At 69.6% G+C, this 23,975-nt stretch carries 18 protein-coding genes and 3 pseudogenes; 12 read left to right on the plus strand and 9 right to left on the minus strand.

Annotation, left to right across the window (positions count from 1 at the left end; translation table 11 throughout):
• Nucleotides 1–146 precede the first annotated feature (146 nt).
• Nucleotides 147–1,355, plus strand: a complete 1,209-nt coding sequence (locus Phou_RS09480; RefSeq protein WP_173055408.1) for a DUF349 domain-containing protein — start codon at nt 147–149, stop codon at nt 1,353–1,355.
• A 481-nt stretch (nt 1,356–1,836) separates the two neighbouring features.
• Here the strand turns inward: Phou_RS09480 and Phou_RS51000 are convergent, their stop codons facing one another.
• Entirely contained in the window at nt 1,837–2,448 is a 612-nt protein-coding gene (locus Phou_RS51000; protein WP_218578902.1) for a TetR/AcrR family transcriptional regulator, read from the minus strand.
• A gap of 216 nt (nt 2,449–2,664) precedes the next feature.
• Here Phou_RS51000 and Phou_RS52405 point away from each other — a divergent pair.
• The 6 genes and pseudogenes from Phou_RS52405 to Phou_RS09510 form a co-directional block, all read left to right on the plus strand.
• Nucleotides 2,665–3,713 (plus strand): annotated as a pseudogene (locus Phou_RS52405) (MMPL family transporter); the annotation flags it as partial.
• A 114-nt stretch (nt 3,714–3,827) separates the two neighbouring features.
• A complete protein-coding gene (locus Phou_RS52410; protein WP_246273749.1) occupies nt 3,828–4,835 on the plus strand; it encodes an MMPL family transporter in 1,008 nt (335 codons plus the stop codon).
• A gap of 386 nt (nt 4,836–5,221) precedes the next feature.
• Complete coding sequence (locus Phou_RS09495; protein ID WP_173055410.1) at nt 5,222–6,865, plus strand: cellulase family glycosylhydrolase; 1,644 nt, start codon at nt 5,222–5,224, stop codon at nt 6,863–6,865.
• A 162-nt stretch (nt 6,866–7,027) separates the two neighbouring features.
• A pseudogene (locus tag Phou_RS09500) lies at nt 7,028–7,609 on the plus strand (transposase).
• Between the two features lie 436 nt (nt 7,610–8,045).
• The gene (locus tag Phou_RS09505; RefSeq protein WP_246273454.1) at nt 8,046–8,648 is read left to right on the plus strand and encodes a cellulose-binding domain-containing protein; all 603 of its coding nucleotides are present in this window, start codon (nt 8,046–8,048) and stop codon (nt 8,646–8,648) included.
• Nucleotides 8,564–9,412 (plus strand): pectate lyase family protein, encoded by an 849-nt coding sequence (locus Phou_RS09510; protein WP_503827006.1) that lies wholly within the window; start codon nt 8,564–8,566, stop codon nt 9,410–9,412. Before Phou_RS09505 ends, Phou_RS09510 begins: the two co-directional genes overlap by 85 nt.
• Before the next feature lie 4 nt (nt 9,413–9,416).
• Here the strand turns inward: Phou_RS09510 and miaB are convergent, their stop codons facing one another.
• Nucleotides 9,417–10,874: a tRNA (N6-isopentenyl adenosine(37)-C2)-methylthiotransferase MiaB gene (miaB, locus tag Phou_RS09515; protein ID WP_173055412.1), complete on the minus strand. Its 1,458-nt coding sequence runs from the start codon at nt 10,872–10,874 to the stop codon at nt 9,417–9,419.
• Nucleotides 10,875–10,929: 55 nt separating this feature from the next.
• Between miaB and Phou_RS52415 the strand changes: the two are divergent.
• Nucleotides 10,930–11,130: pseudogene (locus tag Phou_RS52415) on the plus strand (DUF2277 family protein); the annotation flags it as partial.
• A gap of 62 nt (nt 11,131–11,192) precedes the next feature.
• Here the strand turns inward: Phou_RS52415 and Phou_RS09525 are convergent.
• Complete coding sequence (locus tag Phou_RS09525; protein ID WP_173052338.1) at nt 11,193–11,690, minus strand: hypothetical protein; 498 nt, start codon at nt 11,688–11,690, stop codon at nt 11,193–11,195.
• Between the two features lie 156 nt (nt 11,691–11,846).
• Here Phou_RS09525 and Phou_RS09530 point away from each other — a divergent pair, with 156 nt between their 5' ends.
• The 4 genes from Phou_RS09530 (at nt 11,847) to Phou_RS09545 (ending at nt 15,477) form a co-directional block, all read left to right on the plus strand.
• On the plus strand, nt 11,847–12,593 hold the full coding sequence (locus Phou_RS09530; RefSeq protein ID WP_173055414.1) for an amino acid ABC transporter ATP-binding protein: 747 nt from the start codon (nt 11,847–11,849) through the stop codon (nt 12,591–12,593).
• Between the two features lie 60 nt (nt 12,594–12,653).
• Nucleotides 12,654–13,538 (plus strand): glutamate ABC transporter substrate-binding protein, encoded by an 885-nt coding sequence (locus Phou_RS09535; protein WP_173055416.1) that lies wholly within the window; start codon nt 12,654–12,656, stop codon nt 13,536–13,538.
• Nucleotides 13,539–13,578: 40 nt separating this feature from the next.
• Nucleotides 13,579–14,286, plus strand: coding sequence for an amino acid ABC transporter permease (locus tag Phou_RS09540; RefSeq protein WP_173055418.1), 708 nt, complete (start codon nt 13,579–13,581; stop codon nt 14,284–14,286).
• 213 nt (nt 14,287–14,499) lie between these two features.
• The gene (locus tag Phou_RS09545; protein ID WP_173055420.1) at nt 14,500–15,477 is read left to right on the plus strand and encodes an amino acid ABC transporter permease; all 978 of its coding nucleotides are present in this window, start codon (nt 14,500–14,502) and stop codon (nt 15,475–15,477) included.
• 152 nt (nt 15,478–15,629) lie between these two features.
• Here Phou_RS09545 and rny read toward each other — a convergent pair whose 3' ends face one another.
• From rny to Phou_RS09575, 6 genes are all read right to left on the minus strand, one after another.
• The gene (rny, locus tag Phou_RS09550) at nt 15,630–17,408 is read right to left on the minus strand and encodes a ribonuclease Y (RefSeq protein ID WP_173055422.1); all 1,779 of its coding nucleotides are present in this window, start codon (nt 17,406–17,408) and stop codon (nt 15,630–15,632) included.
• 417 nt (nt 17,409–17,825) lie between these two features.
• Nucleotides 17,826–18,548, minus strand: coding sequence for a 3-keto-5-aminohexanoate cleavage protein (locus Phou_RS09555; RefSeq protein WP_173055430.1), 723 nt, complete (start codon nt 18,546–18,548; stop codon nt 17,826–17,828).
• Between the two features lie 1,381 nt (nt 18,549–19,929).
• A complete protein-coding gene (locus tag Phou_RS09560; protein WP_173055432.1) occupies nt 19,930–20,727 on the minus strand; it encodes a regulatory protein RecX in 798 nt (265 codons plus the stop codon).
• An 11-nt stretch (nt 20,728–20,738) separates the two neighbouring features.
• Nucleotides 20,739–21,788 carry a recombinase RecA gene (recA, locus tag Phou_RS09565; protein WP_173058220.1) on the minus strand — a complete coding sequence of 350 codons (1,050 nt, stop codon included), beginning with the start codon at nt 21,786–21,788 and terminating at the stop codon, nt 20,739–20,741.
• Between the two features lie 227 nt (nt 21,789–22,015).
• Nucleotides 22,016–22,216, minus strand: coding sequence for a DUF3046 domain-containing protein (locus Phou_RS09570; RefSeq protein ID WP_173055434.1), 201 nt, complete (start codon nt 22,214–22,216; stop codon nt 22,016–22,018).
• A gap of 358 nt (nt 22,217–22,574) precedes the next feature.
• The gene (locus Phou_RS09575) at nt 22,575–23,948 is read right to left on the minus strand and encodes a cation:proton antiporter (RefSeq protein ID WP_173058221.1); all 1,374 of its coding nucleotides are present in this window, start codon (nt 23,946–23,948) and stop codon (nt 22,575–22,577) included.
• Nucleotides 23,949–23,975: the final 27 nt, after the last annotated feature.

Genomic DNA, 23,975 nt, shown 5'->3' on the forward strand with positions numbered 1-23,975 from the left:
GGTCACGGTCAACGTTTAGCGCTCGACGCGGACCGGGTTGGACCTGTGACAATGCCGAGAGATACTCCGCTGCAAACATACTGCGCTGTGGCGGTAGCCGCCGGGTAACCCCCGCCCGACGGCGCCGGGAGAACGAGGATGGGCACATGAGCGACTGGACCGCCTTCGGTCGAGTGGACGCCGATGGCACGGTGTACGTCAAGACGGCCGAAGGCGAGCGAGTGGTCGGGTCGTGGCAGGCCGGGCCGCCGGAGGAGGGATTGGCCCACTTCGCCCGCAGGTTCGCCGACAAGGTCACCGAGGTCAATCTCGTCGAGGCCCGCCTCAACTCGGGCGCCGCGGACGCGGCCCACTCCCTCGCCAGCGTGCGCCGGCTCCGCACCGAGCTGGCCGAGGCGCACGTGGTCGGTGACATCGACGGGCTGTGCGCACGCCTCGACAAGCTGGCCAGCCTGGCCGAGCAGAAGGCCGGCGAGGCCCGCGCGGCCCGCGACGCGGCCCGCGCGGAGGCGTTGGCCCGCAAGACCTCGCTCGTCGAGGAGGCGGAAAAGCTCGCCGCCGAGTCCACCGGCTGGAAGACGGCCGGCGACCGGCTCAAGGAGATCCTCGACGAGTGGAAGACGATCCGCGGCGTCGACAAGAAGACCGACGGCGAGCTGTGGAAGCGGTTCGCGGCGGCGCGTGACTCGTTCACCCGGCGGCGGGGCGCCCACTTCGCCACGCTGGACGCCCAGCGCAAGCAGGCGCAGGGCGCCAAGGAAGAGCTGGTGGTCGAGGCCGAGCAGCTGGCCGAGTCCAGCGACTGGGCGCCGACGGCCGCCCGCCTCAAGGACCTCATGACCCAGTGGAAGGCCGCGCCCCGCGCCTCGAAGGAGGCCGAGCAGCGGCTGTGGGAGAGGTTCCGGGCGGCGCAGGACGCGTTCTTCACGCGGCGCAGCGAGGTCTTCTCGGCGCGCGACGCCGAGCAGCGCGGAAACCTCGATCGCAAGCAGGCGCTGCTGGCCGAGGCGGAGGCGCTCGACGTCGACGCCGACCCGCGCGCCGCGCAGGCCAAGCTCCGCGAGATCCAGGGCCAGTGGCACGAGGCCGGCCGCGTGCCCCGCGAGTCGGCCGCCGGCCTGGACCGCCGCCTCCGCGCGGTCGACGACAAGGTCCGCCAGGCGATGGAGTCGGCGTGGCGGCGCACCGAGCCGTCCGCCAACCCGCTGCTCGCCCAGATGCGCGAGCAGGTCGCCGAGGCCGAGCAGCGCCTCAACCGCGCCCGCGCGGCCGGCGACGCCAAGCGGATCCGCGAGGCGGAGAAGGCGCTCGAGTCGAAGCGGCAGTTCCTGAAGCTGGCCGAGCAGGCGAGCTGACGCTCCCCACCTCACCACACGACCCGCCGCAGGCCCCGGCCCGCGGCGGGTCGCGCCGTTTCACACCGGCCGCGTCGATCACGACCTCCACGTCGCCGAGCCGACGGCAGCAGGTGACGTTGAGCGGTGACTGGTGCCGCGGTGACCGGGGCGTTGCGCGGGGCTGGGCTGCGTCACCCCTCCGTGAGGCCGCGCCGCGGGTCGAGTCGGGCCGGGCTGCCGCGCACGCACGCTCTCAAGCTGGGCGCACCTCTGCGCCCAGCCCACGATCGGCGGCGGGGGTGTCCGCTCCCACACCCGACGACCACCCCCCACGCGATGTCCTGCACACGAGGATCACCGGCGTCGTTATGAGCGCGCCCACCGCGGAGGGTGAGGCCGCGGGAGCAACGGTCCGGACCACGGCGGGCATCGCGGCAGCTCTATTCCTGAATGTCACGCCGCTGCGGACCCGGACCGGCGCGAGCAGCGCGAGTGGGGCTCAGGCGCGCTGGTTTACCGGGACGCGCTGGCTGGCCACGGGGGCGGAGGGCTCGGGCGGCAGCTTCATGCCGAGCACGCCCATCGCGCAGTCGAGCAGCGTCTGGCGCAGGACGATCGGTGAGACCTCGGCGATCGTCACCACCGACGAGACGGCGCCGCCGAGGACCTCGGAGGCGGCGACGGCCTTGATCCGGTCGATCTCGGTCGGGTGGGGGCCGGCCAGCCAGGTGTGCAGTCGCGTGCCGACCTGGACCATCTCCTGGAGGATCGGCTTGACCGAGGCGAGCGCCGGGGTGTCGCGCATGACGATCGCGCACGCGTCGCGGTGGCGGATCATCGTGTCGAGGATGCGGCCGAGCGCGACGCGCACGCTCGCCGGGTCGTTCGGCTCCTGCTCCGCCGCCTCCACCTCGCGCCGCCACTCTTCCACGAGCGGCTCGATCAGCGCGATCAGCAGCGCCTGCTTCGACGGGTAGTGGTAGTAGAGCGAGGCCTTGGTCATGCCGACCCGGTCGGCGATCTCACGCAGGCTCGTCTGCTCGTATCCCTGTGCGGTGAACAGCTCCATCGCCACGGCACGGATCCGGGCCTTGGTGTCATCTGCGACCACGGTCTCGCACCTCCTCAGCGCGCCGATCGTACCCAGCAACGTCCGCGTTACGCACTCTCAGCAGGCTCTCAGCGCGCCTCCCGCATCATCATCCTGCGAGCCTGGTCATACGCCCAGAAAGTCCTTGCCGTACGCTGAGATCTTATCTACCGTGCGGCAGGTAGACATCTACTTGCCGGACGGTAAGGACCGGATTCGGCCGACTGAGGGGGAGTCATGTTCGAACGGTTGGGACGCTTCGTCGTCTACAACCCGTGGAAGGTCATCTTTGCCTGGATCATCGCGGCGGTGGGCATCGTCGTCTTCGCCCCCACCCTGTCCGACGTCACCACCGGTGACCAGGCGAACTTCCTGCCCAACAGCTACGAGTCGGTCAAGGCTCAGGAGCTGGCGGAAGAGAAGTTCTCGCAGTCCAGCGACTCCACGGCGACCGTTGTCGTACGCCGCACCGACGGCCAGCCGCTGACCGAGGCCGACCAGGCCAAGGTCGGCGAGCTGGCCGGCGCGGTGCAGTCGGCCAACATCGAGAAGGTCGCCGGGGTCGCCACCGGACCAGAGGCCCTTTCCCCCAACAAGCAGGTCCAGCTGATCACCATCGGCATCCAGGGCTGGCCGACGACCAGAAGACCCTCGACTCCGTCCAGCGGATCCGCGACACGGTCAAGCCGATGATCGCCGGTACGCCGCTCACGCTCGCGGTGACCGGTGACGTCGCGATGCAGCTGGACAACCAGGACGCCTTCGAAAACGCGCTGACCATCGTCAGTATCGCCACGGTTGTCCTGATCATCCTGCTGCTGCTGGTGATCTACCGCAGCCCCATCGCGGCGCTCCTGCCGATCGTCACGGTCAGCATCGTGAGCGCCATCTCGCCGGGGTTGATCGCGCTCGTCGCCAAGGCCACCGATCTGCAGGTCGACCAGTCACTACAGATCATCCTGACGATCGTGCTGTTCGGCGTCGGCACGGACTACATCCTCTTCCTGCTCTTCCGCTACCGCGAGCGCCTGCGCGCCGGCGACGACAAGAAGGAAGCGCTGGTCAGCGCCGTCTCGCGGGTCGGCGAAGTGATCGCCTCGGCGGCGGCCGCGATCATCATCGCGTTCATGGCGCTGCTGCTGGCCATCTTCGGCGCGTTCCGCAGCCTTGGCCCCGGCCTCTCCATCGCCGTCGCGGTGATGGCGCTCGCCGCGGTCACGCTCGTGCCGGCGGTGGTGTCGCTGCTCGGTCCGCGCGTGTTCTGGCCGTCCAAGTCGTACAAGCGGGTGCCGAAGGGCACCGCCTTCCAGGCCGTCGGCAGGTTCGTCGGCCGCCGGCCGGCGGTGGTGGCGGCCGCTTCCGGCCTCTTCATGATCGCGCTCGCGCTCGGCTCGCTCGGCATGGCCACCGACTACGACCAGACCAGCCAGCTGCCCGAGGACACCGAGTCGTCACAGGGCTTCCGCGACCTGCAGGCCGGCTTCCCGGCGGGCGCGCTCAACCCCACGACGGTGTACCTGCGCAGCGACGGCGGGCGGCTCGACACGGCGACACTGGACCAGTTCGCGACGAAGCTCAAGGAGACGCCGGGCGTCGGCGGCATCATGCCGGCGCGCGGTGGCGCACAGGCGGCGGTGAGCCAGGACGGCTCGGCGGCGCGGATCAACCTGTTGCTCGCGACGAGCCCGTACTCGAACGAGGCGCTCGACCTCGCCGGCGGCGAGCTCCGCGACGTGGCGCACGCGAACGCGCCGGCAGGCACCACCGCGTACGTGGGCGGGGCCAGCTCGATCTTCGCGGACGTCCGTCACGCCAACGACCGCGACCTGCGGGTCATCTTCCCGGTCGCGGGCGTGCTGATCGCGATCATCCTGGCCCTGCTGCTGAGGGCCGTGGTGGCACCGATCTACCTGATGCTCGCGGTGGTGCTCGGCTTCTTCAGCACGCTGGGCGCCACGGTGCTTGTCTTCCAGGGCATCGGCGACCGGCCCGGCCTGTCGTTCATGCTGCCCACGATCTTGTACCTCTTCGTGGTGGCGATCGGCACCGACTACAACATCCTGATGATCGCCCGACTCCGCGAGGAGGCGAGACTCGGCAACGACCCGCGCAAGTCCGCCGACCTCGCGGTGGAGCACGGCGGCCCCTCGGTCGCCTCGGCGGGCCTCATCCTGGCGGGCACCTTCGCCTCGATGATGCTGGCCGGCATCGCGTTCCTGAGCGAGATGGGCTTCGCGGTCTCGATCGGCATCGCGATCTCCGCGTTCGTGATGTCGATGTTCCTGGTGCCGAGCCTGACCGCGCTGCTGGGTCACAAGGCGTGGTGGCCCGGCCACGGCGACGCACCGGGCGGCCACGGCCAGCCCGCGCCCGACCGCGAGCCGGTGGGGGCCGGCACGCGCCAGTAGCTGTTCCTCCTCCCAATGAGGTGAGGGCTCTCCGGCGGCGGGTCGGGGAGCCCTCACCCCTTTCACCTCCGGCGGCGCCGGGGTGCTTGCCCACCGCGGAGGGTGAGGCGGCGGGAGCAACGGTCCGGACCACAACGGACATCGCGGTAGCTCAATTATTTGGAATTGGTCGAAAAGAGAAACTCGCCGCGGACGCGGAATGCTCGAAGGTTGTTGGGCGGCGCAATGCGCACCGTGGGAGCAGCGCGACAAAACGCCTCGCAGGCGGCGCGACCTGGGCAACACAGGGTTTGACGAGGACATTTACAGGGATAAGAATGGGCGGCGGAGCCAGGGCAACGTTCTTTCCTTGACGCTGCATTCCCTCTGAACGGAGAGACCTGGCAATGTCCCGCAGAGCGCTCGCGAGCGCCCTTGCCGTCGCCACCGCCGCAGCCGCCGGATTCCTCGTCGCCATCGCCATGGCACCGGCGGCGCTCGCGGCGGGTACCGGCACCGGCTACCTGCGCACCAACGGCAACAAGATTGTCGACAGCACCGGCGCGACCGTCCGGCTGACCGGCATCAACTGGTTTGGCATGGAGACGGACAACAAGACCTTCCACGGCTTGTGGTCCAACAACCCCTGGCGCGGCCAGCTCGACAAGATGGCCAGCCTGGGCTACAACACCCTGCGCATCCCCTACTCCAACGACGCCCTCAAGGCCGGTGCGACCGCGACCGGCATCAACGACTTCGTCAACCCGGACCTGGTCGGCAACTCGCCGCTGCAGATCCTCGACAAGGTCATCGACTACGCCGGCACCAAGGGCATGCGGGTCATCCTCGACCGGCACCGCCCGACGTCGGCTGGGCAGTCGGCGCTCTGGTACACCCCCACCGTGTCAGAGGCGACCTGGATCAGCGACTGGCAGATGCTGGCCCGGCGGTACGCGGGCAACACCACCGTCATCGGCGCGGACCTGCACAACGAGCCGCACGCCGACGGCACCAACCCCAACGCCACCGGCGCCTGCTGGGGCTGCGGCGTGCAGACGCGTGACTGGCGGCTGGCGGCCGAGCGGGCCGGCAACGCGATCCTCGGCGTGCAGCCCAACTGGCTGATCTTCGTGGAGGGCGTGAGCTGCCCCAGCGGTGGCCTGTCGAACGTGTGGGACGGCGACCCCAGCAACGACGAGAGCTGCGGCTGGTGGGGTGGCAACCTGTCCAAGGCGGGCGAGTTCCCGGTACGGCTGAACGTGGCCAACCGCCTCGTGTACTCGCCGCACGAGTACGCGATCTCGGTGTACCACCAGGACTGGTTCGACGAGCCCAACTACCCGGCGAACCTGCCGGCGATCTGGGACGGCTTCTGGGGTTACCTGTACAAGCAGAACGTCGCGCCGATCATGATGGGCGAGTTCGGCAGCACGCTGGCCGACCCGAAGGACAAGGTGTGGCTGCAGGAGCTGATGCGGTACACCGGCACGGGCGTCAACGGCATGTCCTTCACGTACTGGTCGTGGAACCCCAACTCGGGTGACACGGGCGGCATCGCGCTCGACGACTGGACGAACATCAACACGGAGAAGCAGGCGATCCTCCAGCCGTACCTGATCGCACCGGTCGGCGGCGGACCCACGACGGGTGGGCCGACGACGGGTGGGCCGACCACCGGCGGACCCACGACCGGCGTGCCGACCACGGGCCCGCCGCCCACGACCAACGGGCCGCTCGGCTGCCAGGTGACGTACCAGCAGACGAACGCCTGGCAGGGCGGCTTCCAGGGCAACCTGACCGTGCGGAACCAGACGGGCAACGCGGTCAACCCGTGGAGCGTCGTCTGGACCTGGCCGGCCGGCGTGACGCTCGGCAGCGGGTGGAACGCGACCGTGACGCAGAGCGGCACCACCGTGACCGCGGCGGCGCCGTCCTGGAGTCCGTCGCTGCCGGCGGGCAGTTCGGTGACGATCGGCTTCACGGCGAACGGTGCCGCGACCGCGCCGGCGAACGTGCGTCTCAATGGCGGTAACTGCACGGCGACCGCATAGTGCGGTGACTACCGTGGTTCGCCGGGCTTCCGGCGAACCACGGCCCGTGCCGGACGCGGTGTTTCGGGTCCGGCACGGGCGCTCGCGAGGCCAGGGCGAAGTCTCGGGGTTTGGCACGGGCGTCGGCATGGCGTGATCTTTGGGTGAGCCGTCGTCGGTGACATGAGGAAGCGCGACCCCCAGCCTTGGCTGGTCGGTGACGACCTCTGGGCCCGCATCGAGCCGTTGCTGCCGAAGCAATCGGCTCGTTCGGGCCCTGGTCGTCGGCCGGTCGATGACCGCAAAGTGTTGTGCGGCATCTTGTTCGTCCTGTTCACCGGCATCCGTAGGGAATGGCTGCCCAACGCGTTCGGCTTCGGCCGCGGGGGACGACCTGCGGGCGACGGCTGCGCGACTGGACAGTGCCGGTGTGTGGCAACGCCTGCACGAGGTACTGCAGGCGGCTGGGTAACTCGACTTGTCCCGGGTGGTGGTCGACTCCAGCCATGTCCGAGCGCTCAAGGGCGGCCCAAACCCGGCCGGAGTCCGACGCCCGCGGAATCCCGTTGGCGGTGCTGCTGATCGGCGGCAACCGCAACGACGTCACCCAGCTTCGTCTCGTTAATGCAGACCATCCCGCCGATCCGCGGCAAACGCGGCTCCGGGCTGGGGAAGCGGAGGGAGATCCGCGACGACCTCCACGAAGCCCTGCTCAAGCTGGGTTGCGCCCTGATCTGCAGGCGTCTGAGTTCTTGGAGTTCCTGACGCAATGGGGTGAACCTGGTGGGTGGTGCCATGCCGCCGCTGGCGGGTCGGCCTCGTGGGCATGCGTCGTGGTGAACGGCCGCCGTGGGTCGTTCCGGATGGGTTGGGGCAGCGGGTCGAGCCGTTGCTGCCGGACAAGCCGCGCCGGTTCCGCACGGCGTCCTCTTCGTAGTGCACACGGGCATCCACTGGGAGTTCCGACCCCAGCAGCTCGGCTTCGGTTGCGGGATGACCAGCTGGCGCAGGTTGGGAGAGTGGAACACCGCCGGGGCGTGGACCCAGCTCTACTCATCGATGCTCTTGAGTGGCACCCCGATCCGTGGTTTTATGGGAAAGCGCTTACCTCCGGGCTGGAGGCGCTGAGCCGGATGAGTTCCCACGATCCTCGCGAGGGCAACTGGGCAGGGCCCCCGCAACACGAAGCCCAGGAGACAGCATGTTCAGAACACGGCGTCGCATCGCCCTGTTCACCGCAGCGACCGCCGCCGCAGCCCTCTCCGCGGCGGGCGTCGTCATCGTCGCCACCGGAGCGCAGGCCGCGGCCGGCTGCCGGGTGACGTACACCGTCAGCAACCAGTGGGGCGGCGGCTTCGGTGCCAGCGTGACCGTCACGAACCTCGGCGACCCCATCACGAGTTGGGCGCTCACCTGGTCCTACTCCGCCGGCCAGACCGTCACCCAGGCGTGGAACGCCACCGTGACGCAGAGCGGCAGCCAGGTCACCGCCCGGAACGCCAGCTACAACGGCAACCTCGCCACCAACGCGAGCGCCGACTTCGGCTTCAACGGCTCGTGGAACAACAGCTCCAACCCGGCACCGACCAGCTTCGCGGTCAACGGCACGGCCTGCACCGGCAGCGTCTCGCCGACGACGCCGGGCACCAACCCGACGACGCCGGGCACGAGCCCCGCACCACCCACCACTCCCCGCCGAACAACCCGCCACAGACCGGCCTGGTCGGCTGGGGCACACAGAACGGTGGTACCTCCGGCGGTGGCGGCGCGGGGACCACGACGGTCACCTCCGCTTCCGCACTGACCAGCGCGCTCGGCTCCACCAGTGCCTCGGTCATCCGCGTCTCCGGCACGATCTCCTGCTCCGGCATGCTGCGGGTGCGGTCCAACAAGACCATCATCGGCAACTCGGGCGCGACGATCTCCGGTTGCGGCTTCAACATCAATGGCGACCGCAACGTCATCATCCGCAACCTCACCTTCCGCGGCTGGGACGACGACGCGATCAACGTCCAGGAGTCGGCCACCAACATCTGGATCGACCACAACAGCTTCACCAGCGGGTACGACGGTGCTGTCGACATCAAGCGCGGCTCGGACTTCATCACCGTCTCGTGGAACCGCGTGTTCGGCCACGACAAGTCGATGCTGCTCGGCCACAGTGACGACAACGCCAGCCAGGATCGTGGCCACCTGCGCGTGACGTACCACCACAACTGGTTCGACGGCTCCAACCAGCGCCACCCGCGGGTCCGCTTCGGCAACCCGGTGCACGTCTACAACAACCTCTACAGCAACGTCGGCGGCTACGGCGTGGCGTCCACCGAGGGCGCGGGCGTGCTCGTCGAGGGCAACTACTTCGAGAACACCGACGACCCGTACCACCTGGGCGAGGGCGACTCCGGCCCGGGCACGCTCGTGGCCCGCAACAACTGCTTCGTCAACTCGGGCAGCGGGCAAGCCGGTGGCAGCGTGGCCGGCATCCCGTACTCGTACCAGCTCGACACCGCGTGCAACGTGAAGTCCATCGTGTCCGGCGGCGCCGGCGCGGGGCGGATCAGCCTCTGATCGTCTAAACAGGACGGACGGCGGGCATCCCGAGAAGCACCCCTGGTGTGCGGGGTGCCCGCCCCTTCTCCCACGCGTCACCGGCCCGCGTGCGCCGGTGGTGCAGCGGGGCACCGTCGGCGTTGAGGTGGTGCGGCGCCGCGTACGTCACGACGGTGTGCACGATGTCGCCCGGCCGGATCTGGTCGCCGATCGCGCCGGTGGCGAAGTGCACCAGGCGGCCGTCGCGCGCGCGGCCGGACAGGCGGCCGGTGCGCTCGTCCTTGCGCCCCTCGCCGACGGCCACGAGCAGCTCGACGCTCTCGCCGACGAGCGCCTTGTTTTCCGCCCAGGTGACCTCTTCGACCAGGGCCATCAGCCGCTCGTACCGCTCCTGCACCACCTGCTTCGGCAGCTGGTCGGGCATGGTCGCGGCGGGCGTGCCGGGCCGCTTGGAGTACTGGAACGTGAACGCGCCGGCGAACCGGGCCTCCCGCACCACGTCGAGCGTGCGGGCGAAGTCGTCCTCCGTCTCGCCCGGGAAGCCGACGATGATGTCGGTGGTGATCGCCGCGTCCGGCATCGCCGCGCGCACCTTCTCGATGATGCCGAGGTACTTGTCCGCCCGGTACGACCGGCGCATCGCCTTGAGCATCGCGTCGGAGCCGGACTGCAGCGGCATGTGCAGCTGGTGGCAGACGTTGGGCGTCTCGGCCATCGCGGCGATCACGTCGTCGGTGAAGTCCTTGGGGTGCGGGCTGGTGAACCGCACCCGCTCCAGCCCCTCGATGCCCCCGGTGGCGCGCAGCAGCTTGCCGAAGGCGAGCCGGTCGCCGAACTCGACTCCGTACGAGTTCACGTTCTGCCCGAGGAGGGTCACCTCCAGCACGCCCTCCGCGACGAGCGCCTCGACCTCGGCGAGGATCTCACCCGGCCGGCGGTCCTTCTCCTTGCCGCGCAGTGCCGGGACGATGCAGAAGGTGCACGTGTTGTTGCACCCCACCGAGATCGACACCCACCCGGCGTACGTGGACTCGCGGCGGGTCGGCAGCGTGGAGGGGAAGACCTCCAGCGACTCGAGGATCTCCACCTCGGCCGCGGCGTTGTGGCGGGCCCGCTCCAGCAGGGCGGGCAGCGAGCCGATGTTGTGGGTACCGAAGACGACGTCGACCCACGGCGCGCGGCTCACGATCTCACCGCGGTCCTTCTGCGCCAGGCAACCGCCGACCGCGATCTGCATGCCGGGGTGCTTGTCCTTGACCGGGCGCAGGTGGCCGAGGTTGCCGTAGAGGCGGTTGTCGGCGTTTTCCCGCACCGCGCAGGTGTTGAAAACCATCACATCCGGCTCGTCCGACTCGCTGGCACGCACATAGCCGGCCTGCTCCATGAGGCCGGAGATGCGCTCGGAGTCGTGGACGTTCATCTGGCAGCCGTACGTCCGCACCTGGTAGGTGCGCGGGTTGCCGGTGGGTGCGGTAGTCATGGCAGAGTCAAGACTAACTGTCGGAGGTCGGAAGCCAATTTTCTGGGAGGCGTAAATGTGCCGGAGCATCATGACGCTGCGGGAGCCGTTCGTCGAGGAGGTCACCGAGGCTGACATCCAGGCGGCCGCGCTGCAGTACGTCCGCAAGATCTCCGGCTTCCGTACCCCCGCTGCCCACAACGCCGATGCCTTCAACGCCGCGGTCGCCGCGGTCGCCGATGCGACGCGGACGCTGCTCGAAGATCTTGTGGTCCGCCCCAGCCCGAACGCGGACTCCCCGAGGTGCGGCGCGAGAAGGCCCGCGCCGCCCGCCTGGCCTCAGGCCGCGGTTAGGTCGGACGCGGTCACGATCAGATCGGGCTCCCAGCGCGACTGGCGGCACTCCTCCGACTCGCGGCACCGCTGCGTGGCGATCGTGCACGGGCGGGCGTTGGAGTGCGCCGCGCCGTCATCGGTGTCGGCCACGTCGACGTGCGTGGGCCGGAGCGTGCCGTCCGGCATCGCCAGCAGGTGGCGGCCGGGGTTGAGCGTGTCGTCGGCGACGAGGCAGCGGTGACCGAGCCGGCGCGCGACGGCGGCGACCACCGCGGACTCCGGGATGCCGGTGGGAGGGCCGTAGCACTCCACGATCGTGGGAAAGTCGCCCGAGGTATGCCACACGTCACAGAGCACCGCATCCGCCGGTAATCGGGCGGGGTCGGCGGCGCCCAGCGGCACCACGGGACGGCCGAGCACCGCTTCGAGAGTGGCGCACAACCGGGCCGGGTGAACCCGGGCGTCGACCGACCAGGACCAGATCACGGCCGGAGATTCCATATGACGATGGTCGCTGGCCAGCACCGTATGCGTGGCCGGTGTTATTCCTCCGTGACCAAGTAAGTGGCTTTACCGAACTCTGAGCCGCTTAAAGTTGCCGAAGCCGAGGAATCGGCCAACGGAGAGTAGTTGCGACGTTACAGGGCGGTGACCACAGTGGCAGCGGGCGAACCGCTCATCGTGCTCGACTCAGTTAACAAGTGGTTCGGACCGCTGCACGTGCTGCAAGACGTCAGCCTCTCGGTCGACCGCGGCGAGGTCGTCGTGGTCATCGGGCCGTCCGGTTCGGGCAAGTCCACACTGTGTCGGGCGATCAACCGGCTCGAGCCGATCAACTCCGGCACCATCACGTTCGACGGCCAGCCGCTCCCCGCCGAGGGTCGCGACCTCGCACGGCTGCGCAGCGAAGTCGGCATGGTGTTCCAGTCGTTCAACCTCTTCGCGCACAAGACCATCCTGCAGAACGTGACGCTGGGTCCGATCAAGGTGCGCAAGGAGAAGCCGGCCGCGGCCCGCGACCGGGCGATGACGCTTCTGGAGCGCGTGGGCATCGCGAGCCAGGCCCAGAAGTACCCGGCCCAGCTCTCCGGCGGTCAGCAGCAGCGGGCGGCCATCGCCCGGGCCTTGGCGATGCAGCCCAAGGCGATGCTCTTCGACGAGCCCACGAGCGCGCTCGACCCGGAGATGGTCGGCGAGGTGCTCGACGTGATGACGTCGCTGGCCCGGGACGGAATGACGATGGTGGTGGTGACGCACGAAATGGGGTTCGCGCGGCACGCCGCCAAGAGGGTGGTCTTCATGGCTGACGGCCAGTTGGTCGAGCAAGCACCACCGGACGAGTTCTTCGGCAGCCCGAAGAGTGAACGGGCCAAGGATTTCCTGTCGAAGATCCTGACGCACTAGGCGTCCATTGTGGAGCGCACCGCCAGGATTCGGGGGCTCCGTCGAACGAGGAGGGTAACAATGCGTATTGCTCGCTTGACCGCGGTCGCCGCGGCGGCGGTGCTGTCTTTGGGTATCGCCGCTTGTGGTGGCGATGACGGTGACGACAGCGGTTCCACGGGTACCGGGACCAAGTCCTTCGAGGCCGGCAGCACCATGGAGCGGCTCAACAAGGCACAGAAGATCGTGATCGGCACCAAGTTCGACCAGCCGGGCTTCGGCCTGAAGGGCCTCGACGGCAAGCCGGCCGGTTTCGACGTCGAGATCGGCAAGATCATTGCGGATGAGCTCGGCATTCCCGCGGGCAACATCGAGTACATCGAGACGCCGTCCGCGGTGCGCGAGGAGAAGATCGAGAAGGGCGAGGCGGACATCGTCGTCGCCACGTACACGATCAACGACAAGCGCAAGCAGCGGATCGACTTCGCCGGCCCGTACTACGTCGCCGGGCAGAACATCCTTGTGAAGGCCGACGACACCTCGATCACCGGCCCGGACTCCTTCAAGGCCGGCGACAAGAAGGTCTGCTCGGTGCAGGGCTCGACCCCGGCCGCGAAGATCGAGGAGTACCTGTCGAACAAGGCCGAGCAGCTGGTGCTCTTCGACGTGTACACCAAGTGCATCGACGCCCTCAACAGCGGTCAGGTCAACGCGGTGACCACGGACAACGTGATCCTGCTCGGCTTCATCGCCCGCAACGAGGGCAAGTTCAAGCTCGCCGGTGAAAACTTCACCGAGGAGCCGTACGGCATCGGTGTGAAGAAGGGCGACACGGCCTTCCGCACGTTCATCAACGACACGCTCGAGAAGGCCTACAGCGACGGCCGCTACGAGAAGGCGTGGAAGGACACGGCCGGCAAGTTCGACGACCAGGTGCCGACCGGCCCGGCCGTCAACCGGTACTAGGTCAACGCGGTAGCTGGAAGGTGAGCGGTAGGAGATTTCCGTGAGTGTGCTAATCGATCACTTCGACGTCTTCGCCAGCGGCCTGTGGCTCACCTTCCAGCTATGCCTGCTCTCCGCGATCGGTGCCCTGATCCTGGGCACCATCGTGGCGGTCATGCGAATCTCGCCGGTCCCGCCGCTGCGGTGGGTCGGCACGGCGTACGTCACCGTTTTCCGCAACTGCCCGCTGACGATCGTGTTCTTCTTCGCGGCGTTCGGGCTGCCGGCGCTGGGCTCCAACGGCGACTTCCTCAGGATTCCCGGGCTGACGACGCTCTTCACCCGGCTCGGGGTGGACATCCCGTACTTCCGGTTCGCCATCATCGCGCTCAGCGTCTACACCGGCGCGTTCGTCTGCGAGGCGATCCGCAGCGGCATCAACGCGGTCCCGCCGGGACAGGCCGAGGCCGCGCGGGCGATCGGCCTGACGTTCACGCAAAACCTGCGCTTCGTCGTGCTGCCGCAGGCGTGGAAGGCGGCCATCGTGCCGCTCGGCAGCGTGATCATCGCCATGATCAAGAATTCCGCGCTGGCCGGCTTCTTCGGCCTCGTCGGCGACCTGTCCAACTCGGGGGTCAACCTCACGAGCGCGCTCGGTGAGCCGATCATCCCGGTCTTCATCGGTGTCTCGATCGGGTTCCTCATCATGACCGCGCCCCTCGGCATCCTCCTCGACCGCATCGAGCGCCGCCGCGCGGTGGCCCGATGACCGAGGCGACGGTGCACAGCCGCGCGCGAGCCCGCCAGGCGTCTGGACGGAGCCGCACGGCCGACGCAGTCGGGGTTTCCGGGCGGCGGAGGAAGGCATGAGCGGGAGTCGCGAGGCTACGGGCCCGGACCACGACGGCGGACGAGCGCCGAACGACGGAGCGTGGCAGGCACTGCCCTCAGCGCCGCACGAGCGAGCCAGCCAGGAGAGACTGTGAAGGACCAGCAGACCGTCCTCTACGACGCGCCCGGCCCGCGTGCCCGCCGCTTCACGATCATCTTCAGCGTCTTCGCGGTGCTCGCGCTTGCTGCCGGCGCCTACTTCCTCGTGTACCGGCCGCTCGACGAGCAGGGCCAGTTCTCCATGGAGCTGTGGGGCCCGCTGATCGACCCGAACAACGAGGTCTTCTCCCTGGTGTGGGCGCGCCTCCGGGACGGCTTCGTGGCCACGCTGACCGCGGCCGCGCTGGCGATCGTCTCCTCGCTGATCTTCGGTACCGCCCTCGCCGTGCTGCGCATCCAGCTCAAGGCGCTCAGCCGCCGCAAGTTCACCGGGTTGGCCGCGCCGGCCGCGTACGCGCTGCGCGGGCTCAGCTGGTTTCTCAGCCTCGTGTCGCGCTTCTTCGTGGAGGTCTTCCGCGGCCTGCCGGTCGTCATCACGATCTTCTTCGTCGCCAGCGCGCTGCCCGAGCTCGGCGTCGACCTCGGCGACATCCTGTGGTACCTGGTGATCGGCCTGACCCTGTACAACATGGTGGTCATCGGCGAGATCCTCCGCTCCGGCATGGAGGGTCTGCCCGGCGGCCAGCGCGAGGCGGCGGAGGCGATGGGCCTCAGCTCGTTCCAGACGACGCGCATGATCCTGCTGCCACAGGCGTTCCGCATCATGCTGCCGGCGCTGATCAGCCAGCTGGTGGTCGTGCTGAAGGACACCTCGCTCGGCTTCATCATCGGCTACGAGGAGGTGCTGCGGGTCAGCGGCCAGATCATCCAGGCCCTCCCGGAGCCCAACCCCATCCAGGTGTACTTCGTCGTCGGCGCCATCTACATCCTGGTCAACTACCTGCTCTCCAAGCTCGCGGAGTACGTGCAGCGCCGCCTCGCCCGCGGCCGCAAGACGGCTGCTCTGCCCGCCGAGCAGCCGCCGGCAGCCGTGGCCGCCGAGATCGAGCCGACACCCAGCAGCATCTGATCTGCGGGCCCGCCAAAAAGCGGCGCGGGCCCGCAGGTCAACCGCTCAGCTCGCGTGGGGCGACCTTCACCACCGCGAAGGGTGAGGCCGCGGGAGCAACGGTCCGGGCCACCGCGGACATCGCGGTAGCTCTATGAATCTCGAAAGATCGGTCAGCGGGCGATCTCGGTGACGCGGGACTCGCGAACCACCGTGACCCGGATCTGGCCGGGGTAGGTGAGCTCTTCCTCGATCTGCTTGGCCACGTCGCGGGCGAGCACCGCGGCGCCGATGTCGTCCACGTCGTCGGGCTTGACCATCACGCGGATCTCGCGGCCGGCCTGCATGGCGAAGACCTTCTCGACGCCCGTCTTGCCGGCGGCGATCTCCTCGATCCGCTCCAGCCGCTTGACGTACGCCTCAAGGCTCTCCCGCCGCGCCCCCGGCCGCCCGCCCGAGCAGGCGTCCGAGGCCTGCGTGAGAACCGCTTCGATGGTCTGCGGCGGAACCTCGTTGTGGTGCGCCTCGATCGCGTGCACCACCTCTTCCGGCTCGCCGTACTTGCGGGCCAGGTCGGCGCCGATCAGCGCGTGGCTGCCCTCCACCTCGTGGGTGAGCGCCTTGCCGATGTCGTGCAGGAAGGCGCACCGCTTGATCATCTGGGCGTCCAGGCGCAGCTCGGCGGCCATGATGCCGGCGATGTGCGCGGTCTCGACGAGGTGCTTGAGCACGTTCTGCCCGTACGACGTGCGGTAGCGCAGCCGCCCCAGCAGCGTCATCAGCTCCGGGTGCAGGTCGGTGATGCCCACCTCGACGAGTGCGTCCTCCGCGGCGCGCTCGCAGAGCCGCTCGACCTCCTGCTTGGCCGAGTCGAAGACCTCCTCGATGCGGTGCGGGTGGATCCGCCCGTCGAGCACGAGCTTTTCCAGCGTGAGGCGGCCGATCTCGCGGCGCACCGGGTCGAAGCAGGAAAGCAGCACCGCCTCGGGCGTGTCGTCGATGATCAGGTTGACGCCGGTCACCGACTCGAAGGCGCGGATGTTGCGCCCCTCGCGGCCGATGATGCGTCCCTTCATCTCGTCGCCGGGCAGGTGGAGCACGCTGACGACGCTCTCCGCGGTCTGCTCGCTGGCCACTCGCTGGATCGCGTCGACAACGATGTGGCGGGCGCGCTGCTCGGCGGTGTTGCGGGCGTCGTTTTCGATGTCGCGGACGAGCAGCGCCGCCTCCCGCTTGGCCTGGCCCTCGATCGCCTCGACCAGCTCGCCGCGGGCCGCGTCGGCGGTCAGCCCGGCCACCCGCTCCAGCTCGCGGCGCCCCAGCTCCTCGGCCTCGATCAGCGTGGACTCGCGCTTGGCGAGGGCCGCCTCGCGCTCGGCCAGCTCGGCCTCGGCCGCCGCGATCCGCCGGTCGCGCTCGCCGAGCCGGTCCAGCTCCTCCGTGTGCTGCCGCTCGCGCTCGTCGATCCGCGCGGTGCGCCGCTCAAGCTCCGCGGCCTGCTCCTTGACGGTCGCGCTGAGCACCGAGATCTCGCGTTCACCGCTGCGCCGCGCCGCCGACCGCACCTGCTCCGCGTCGGCCTCGGCCTGCCGGTGCGCCCGCTCAAGGATGGTGTCCGCCTCGGCCCGCGCCGCGTCGAGCACCCGGCGCGCCTCCGCACGCGCCGAACGTGCCTCGGCCTTGGCCTCCGCGGCATCGGTGCGGGCCGCCGCGGCGGCCGACTTGGCCTCCTCGATGGCCGACGACGCCTCACCGGCCGCGCTCCGCAGCGCGGCGAGGGACTGCTCCTGGCGGTCGCGCTCCTCGACGAACGCGGGGTCGTCAGGCCGCTTCGCCGCGGGCTGGGCCACCGTCAGGCCGCGCAGGGTCCGCGCGCCGAGAAAGAGAGCCACCACCACGAGTACGGCTAGCGCCAGCACCGCGATCAGCAGTACCACGGTCATCCCGCCCATGCCGCCTCCCTTCGCCGCCTCGGGCGTCGCGGACGGGTTTTGCCCACCCACCAACGCGCCTTACGGCTGTGTCGCCCGACCGAGGCAGCTGGCCGCAGGTACGACCACCAGCGGCACCCTCGCGGGCACCGCCACTGGCCTGATATGTACGTGCCGTCGCCGACGCGGCCTGGTCGACGACGGATCTAAAGTGATGCCGTACTGTTACGCGATCTATGTTGTGCGATTAGCCTGCGATGGTCGGGCTTCCTCGTCTGTAACGCGAGGCTAGGTCGCGAGTGGCGGTTCGGTCAAGGACCCATGATCCGGCCGAACCGGGGACGTAGGGCATCGGAACGCTCACGCGCAGGTCATGGCCGGTACGGGCATTCCGGGACGAGTCACGAACGCCGCACATTTTTCGGATGACCCAGCAGGTCATTCGGCTGATCGAGGGGTCCTCTGAAAGGTCAGCGCGGCTTCCACCAGAGCGCGATTGTCGGGTGCCATCGTGCCATCCGGCATCATCCGGGTGTCTTCCAGCCCCACCCGCGCATGCAGGCCGAGCCGCATCGCCTCCTCCAGGACGGCCCAGACGGCGGGACCTTCGGCGTGGAGCAGTACCGGCACGGGCTGCCCCCCGCCCAGCGCGTCGAGCATGGCGTGCGCGTTGGCCAGCGCCGCCTCCTCCTCGGGCTCCATGCACTCCAGCAGCAGGCGGAGGCAGGGGACGCGCCAGTCCCGGTACGCCGCGACGGCCGCCGGGGTCCACAGCCCCGCCTCCACCCCGATCCCCCGCGAGTGCAGGGCCGCCGCGACCCGCTCTGCGCCCTCCTCGTGCACGTTGACCGAGGCGAAGTCGGGCAGCACCGTCCACGACTCCACGGCCGCCACACGCTCGTCCGGATCGGGCGCCACCCACGCTCCGGTGGTCACCCCCACGGGCAACTCCGGGCAGGCCCGCCGCAGCGCCGCCACGGTCGCGTCGACCGCCTCGGCCGCGAGCGTCTCCCGCCCGTCCTCGTCGCGCGGATGGACATGGACGGCCGTTGCGCCCACCGTCTCGCACCGCACGGCGTCGGCCGCCACCTCGGCTGGGGTGATCGGCACGGCAGGGTGCTGGTGGCGGAGTACTCCCCCGTTGAGGCAGGCCTTGAGCATCTCTTCATTCTGGGGAGTGCGGGGGTGTGGCGCTCGCCGTTGGTACTCGGCGGGACGGGGGCGCTGGGTGTTGTCGTCGCCCAGGCGGGCGGCTGTCACGCCCGTGGCGCCGGGGTGACTCGGCGCTTCTGGTGTCCTCCCAGCACACAGTGCCCGCGCCGCACTGGCCAGCTTTTACGGGGTAAGGCATTGACCAGGCAAGATGCAAGATCCACGTGTCCTATCGACCCCGCCCGTGCTTCTGCAGATCTTCGAGGCGGGAGTGCCCGAGTCCGCCGTCGTCGCGGTCTGTGACTGTTGATCAGGCGCAGGCGGTGTGAGCTTCGAAATCTTGGTGAGTTAGCGCGCCATTTCGACGCCAACTTGCCAAGATCTGCCGGAGCAGGCTCCCGGGTTGAACTGGGCGACCACGGAGGGTGAGGCGGTGACCGCGAAGGACTCCAGACGACGAAAACTCCGAGTGTCGAGTTGTCCCCTCCAGGGGCGGCTAGTGCGCTGGCCACTTACCTTCAACGGGTGACCCGTGGCCTTCGGCAACTGGTCACCCGTGCCGGCGAAGGGCCAGGGTGAGTGGTCACCGCACTAGCGACCACGATCTCGACGCGACCACTCAACGCACACGGCAGCATCCTGCGGTGATCTCCGCGGCGAGCGCCAGGTCGCAAGGTTGGGACCCCTCCGAGATGCCTTGCAGACAGCGAGGTTGCCGCGTACGCCGAGGAGATCACCGCCCGAGCCCTTCCCATCGTGAGGCACCGTCACCGCCCAGACGACTGGACGCTGGCGACCACGCCAGCGGCGCAGGCCATGCCACGGCTCAGAGGACTCATCGCCGGCGCCCCCGGGCCGCGCCGACAACGCCGACACAACTCGACGACCGGCAGGCCGCTGTCACCGCTGGGGCGACCCGCCAGACCGGCCACAGCCGAACGGCCGACGCTCTTCGCTACATACGCCACAACGGCTCCCCACTTGGCCAGCCACGGGGCACGCCCCAGCGGGCGGCGCCAGCCAGACACCAACGCGGCGGCACCACCCACCCGCGGGACAAGCTGCCGGATCGTGGTACGGATCGGCCCTCCCAGGGGCGGATTCCCACCACGATCTACTCCCCAAGAGCGGTAGCGCGCTCCCGCTGGGTCCGCGGACCGGCCCGGACAGTCACCGAACGCGCGGGCTGACCCTAAGACGGCCCGCACCGGGCTCCGGCGGCACAGGGCCACGCCCGAGCACCACGACGACGTCCCAGACCGTCAACAAGGCCAGACAACGACCAGCCGCAAGCCGCACACACCACCCCGGCATGCGACCCCGCGCCCGCCCACCAGCAGCGAACCTGCTGACTCACCGGGACGCCCGCCCAGCTCACCTCAACAGAATCTCACTCGGTGCGCTCGCCGCCCTCAAGGTCGGCAAGCGCATCCGCGTCGACCCCGTCGGCGAACTCGGCTGCCTCCGCGCTCTGCGCCGCCATCGCGTCCTTGACCACGCGGATGGCCAGCCCGGCACCGTATCCCTTCCGGGCCAGCATCCCCACCAGCCGCCGGAAGACGGCCTCGGGCTCGCCCCGTGCGCTGCGCAGCTTGCGGTCGACCAGCGCCCGCGCGGTGGCCGCCTCGGTGTCGGGGTCGAGGTCGTCGAGGGCGGCGCCGGCCGTGTCGGCGTCGACGCCGCGCTGGCGCAGCTCGCTGGCGAGAGCGCGGCGGGCCAGGCCTCGGCCGCGGTGGCGGTCGGAGACCCACGCGCGGGCGAAAGCGGCGTCGTCGATGATGCCGACCTCGTCGTAGCGCTCCAGCACCTCGACCGCCACCTCGGTGGAGATGCCGCGCCGGGCGAGCGCGGTGGCCAGCTCGGCGCGGGTGCGCGGTCGAACGGCGAGCTGGCTGAGACAGATCTCGCGGGCCCGCTCGGCCTCGTCGCGGGGTTGGGGGGCCTGCTGCGCCCGGCCACCACGGCGCTCACGCGGGGCCGGGGTCTCCTCCGGCTCCCGCTCGACGGTGATCGGCACGGGCACCGACCCCTCCGGCCACTCGAACTCGCCCTCGTCGGTGCTCAGCGTCGGCGGCGGCGCCCCTCGGCGGGAACGCGCCGCAGACGCACCATCCGATCCGGAACGCGCTCGGGACGGTGCGGCATCCCAGCCCCGCCCCGAGCGTGCGCCACGCCGTCGTCCAGGCATGGCGAGCCGGGTCAGAAGTCGACCGGGGGCAGCTCGACCCCGCCGGCCTCGTCGCTCGCGCCCTGCCCGACGCCGAGCTTTTCGAGGATCTTCTTCTCGATCTCGGCCGCCACGTCGGGGTTTTCCTTCAAGAACTCGCGGGCCTTCTCCTTGCCCTGCCCGAGCTGGTCGCCGTCGTACGTGTACCACGCGCCGGACTTGCGGATGATGCTCTGCTCGACACCGACGTCGATGAGCGAACCCTCGCGGGAGATGCCCTTGCCATACATGATGTCGAACTCGGCCTGCTTGAACGGCGCGGCCACCTTGTTTTTCACGACCTTGACGCGGGTGCGGTTACCCACCACGTCGGTGCCGTCCTTGAGGCTCTCGATGCGCCGCACGTCGAGGCGGACCGACGCGTAGAACTTGAGCGCGCGGCCACCCGTCGTGGTCTCCGGCGAGCCGAACATGACGCCGATCTTCTCGCGGAGCTGGTTGATGAAGATGGCGGTCGTGCCGGAGTTGTTGAGAATGCCGGTGATCTTCCGCAGGGCCTGGCTCATCAGGCGGGCCTGGAGGCCGACGTGGCTGTCGCCCATCTCGCCCTCGATCTCGGCGCGCGGCACGAGCGCGGCCACCGAGTCGATCACGATGATGTCGAGCGCGCCGGAGCGGACCAGCATGTCGGCGATCTCCAGCGCCTGCTCACCGGTGTCGGGCTGGGAGACGAGCAGCTGGTCGGTGTCGACGCCGAGCGCCTTCGCATACTCCGGGTCGAGCGCGTGCTCCGCGTCGATGAACGCGGCGATGCCGCCGGCCCGCTGCGCGTTGGCCACCGCGTGCAGCGCGACAGTGGTCTTACCGGAAGACTCCGGACCGTAGATCTCCACCACGCGGCCGCGGGGCAGGCCACCCACGCCGAGGGCCACGTCAAGGGCGATCGAGCCGGTGGGGATGATCGCCGTCTGGATGACCGGCCGCTCACCCAGCCGCATGACCGAGCCCTTGCCGAACTGCTTGTCAATCTGCGCCAGAGCGAGGTCGAGCGCCTTTTCCCGGTCAGGTGTTCCTGCCCCCATTGCCGCCACCCCTACATTCGCCGCCTTCGCGGGCGTCTTCGCCGAAGAGCTTCTCGTCACGCGGACACGCTAGGCGCTGGGTCTGACAGAAAACAGCCGACGGGCCGCGTCCTGTGGACAAGCACCCAGCTGTGGACAATAGCCGAACACCTGTACGACGCAAGTGCCGACACGCCGCACAAAGCGTCCGTTAACCCAAAGGTGACCGAACGAAGCGGCGGCGGCACTCAGCGCAGCCGAGCGGGCACCCGATCGGGGTACGCCGCCACCACCGCCCGCCACACCACGACCGTCTCCATGCCCGCGTCGAGTGCCTCCCGGATGGTCCGGCCACCGAGCTGGGGCAGCACCTGGTCGGAGGCGAGGCTGGACGCATACCCCGCGCCGAACGTCTCCTCCAGCCGCGTCCAGAAGTCCGTGAGCCGCACCCCAACCCCCAAGAACGAGCCGCGCGCCGAAGCCCGCGTCGAACCCACACCAGCCGCAACGCTAGCGCGACCACCGGCACGGCGATCGACGGCGTACGCGTACACCCTTGACAGCCAGGTCAACCCGCATTATTGAGCGGTAGATATATGCCCCGGTCCGCATCAGCTGCGGACCGCATGCTCCCGCGGGCACCGCGGAGGCCGGCGGCTCGCAGGGCTCGCCGAGATCCCCGCCCTCCGCTGCCGGGTCCGCGCGCCAAGCCCAACACCGCCCGGCAGGCGGCAAAGGGTGTTGATGTCCGTCGTCACAGACGGATCGTCAACACCCTTCGCCGCACTCGCAGGCCCGAACGCTCGTCTAGGCGGTGGCCTCGCCGGCACCGGCCTTTCGCGACGTGCCGGTGTCCTGCTTGTCGCCGCTGGGCGCGAGGCCGATCCAGGCGCCGTGCTCCATCTCGCGCAGGCGCTCCTCGTCGCTGTGCTCCACCTTGGCCATCGCCCGCCGCAGCATCGGCGGCGCCATCAGCGAGGTGACGATCGCGACCAGGACGAAGACGGTGTACATCGCCGGGTTGAGCACGCCCAGCCGCAGGCCGGTCATCGCGACGATCACCTCGACCACGCCACGGGCGTTCATGCCGGCGCCGATCGCGATGCCCTCCCACCGGCTCATGCGGCTGAGCCGGGCGCCCGCGTAGGCGCCGGCGAACTTGCCGGCGATCGCGATGGCGAGCACGGCCAGGGCGGCGAGCGCGACCGTCGGGTCGGCCAGCGCGGTGAGGTCCATGCGCAGGCCGGCGGTGGCCAGGAAGATCGGGGCGAGCACCGACATCACGAGCGTGCGCAGCGGCGCCAGCTTCGCCTTGTTGGGCGCGACGGCGCCGATGAGGATGCCGGCCACGAACGCGCCGAACACCGCCTCCATGCGCAGCACGTGGGTGGTCACGGCGCCGGCCAGCACCACGGTGACCGCCGCGGCGACGCTCGGGCCGGACTCGTCGGAGCGGTCCGCGACCTTCATGAAGCGGCCGACCAGGGGGCGGCCGAGCAGCGCGGCGAGGATGACGAAGCCGACGAGGTACACAAAGGTCAGTGACACCTGGCCCGCGCTCAGGCCGCTGATCGCGACGGCCGACACGATGGACAGCAGGAACCATCCGACGACGTCGTCGAGCGTGCCGGCCAGGAGGATGAGCTGGCCGACGTTGCGGTGCAGCAGGCGCATGTCGGTCAGCGTCTTGGCGATGACCGGGATGGCCGACACGCACATCGCCACACCCACGAAGAGCGCGAAGCTCACGCGGTCCTTGTCGCCGGTCTCCATGACCGTCGGGAGGAACGCGCCCAGCGCGAGGCCGAAGACCAGTGGTATCAACAGTCCGCCCAGGCTGACCTTGGCCGCGGTGCCACCGCGCCGGCGCAGCAGGCGGAGGTCCAGGTGCGCGCCGGTCACGCCGACCAGCAGGAGTACGCCGATCTGGCCGACCGCGTCCAGCAGGTGCATCTGCTCCGACTCGGCGGGCAGCAGCCAGTCGGTGATCCCCGGTGCCAGGTGGCCGAGGATCGACGGGCCCAGCACGACGCCAGTGAGGAGCTCACCGACCAGGGCGGGCATTCCCGCTTTTCGGGCGAGCCACCCGAAGCATCGGGCGAGTACGAGCAGGACCGTGATCGCGAGCAGGAAGACCAGCAGCTTGTGGCCCCCAACGGTGGTGCTACCGACGCCGCCCAGGTCACCTGTCGTCCTCCTTGTACATTT

Origin of the sequence: Phytohabitans houttuyneae (genome assembly GCF_011764425.1) — a bacterium.
In the GTDB taxonomy this organism is placed as follows: domain Bacteria; phylum Actinomycetota; class Actinomycetes; order Mycobacteriales; family Micromonosporaceae; genus Phytohabitans; species Phytohabitans houttuyneae.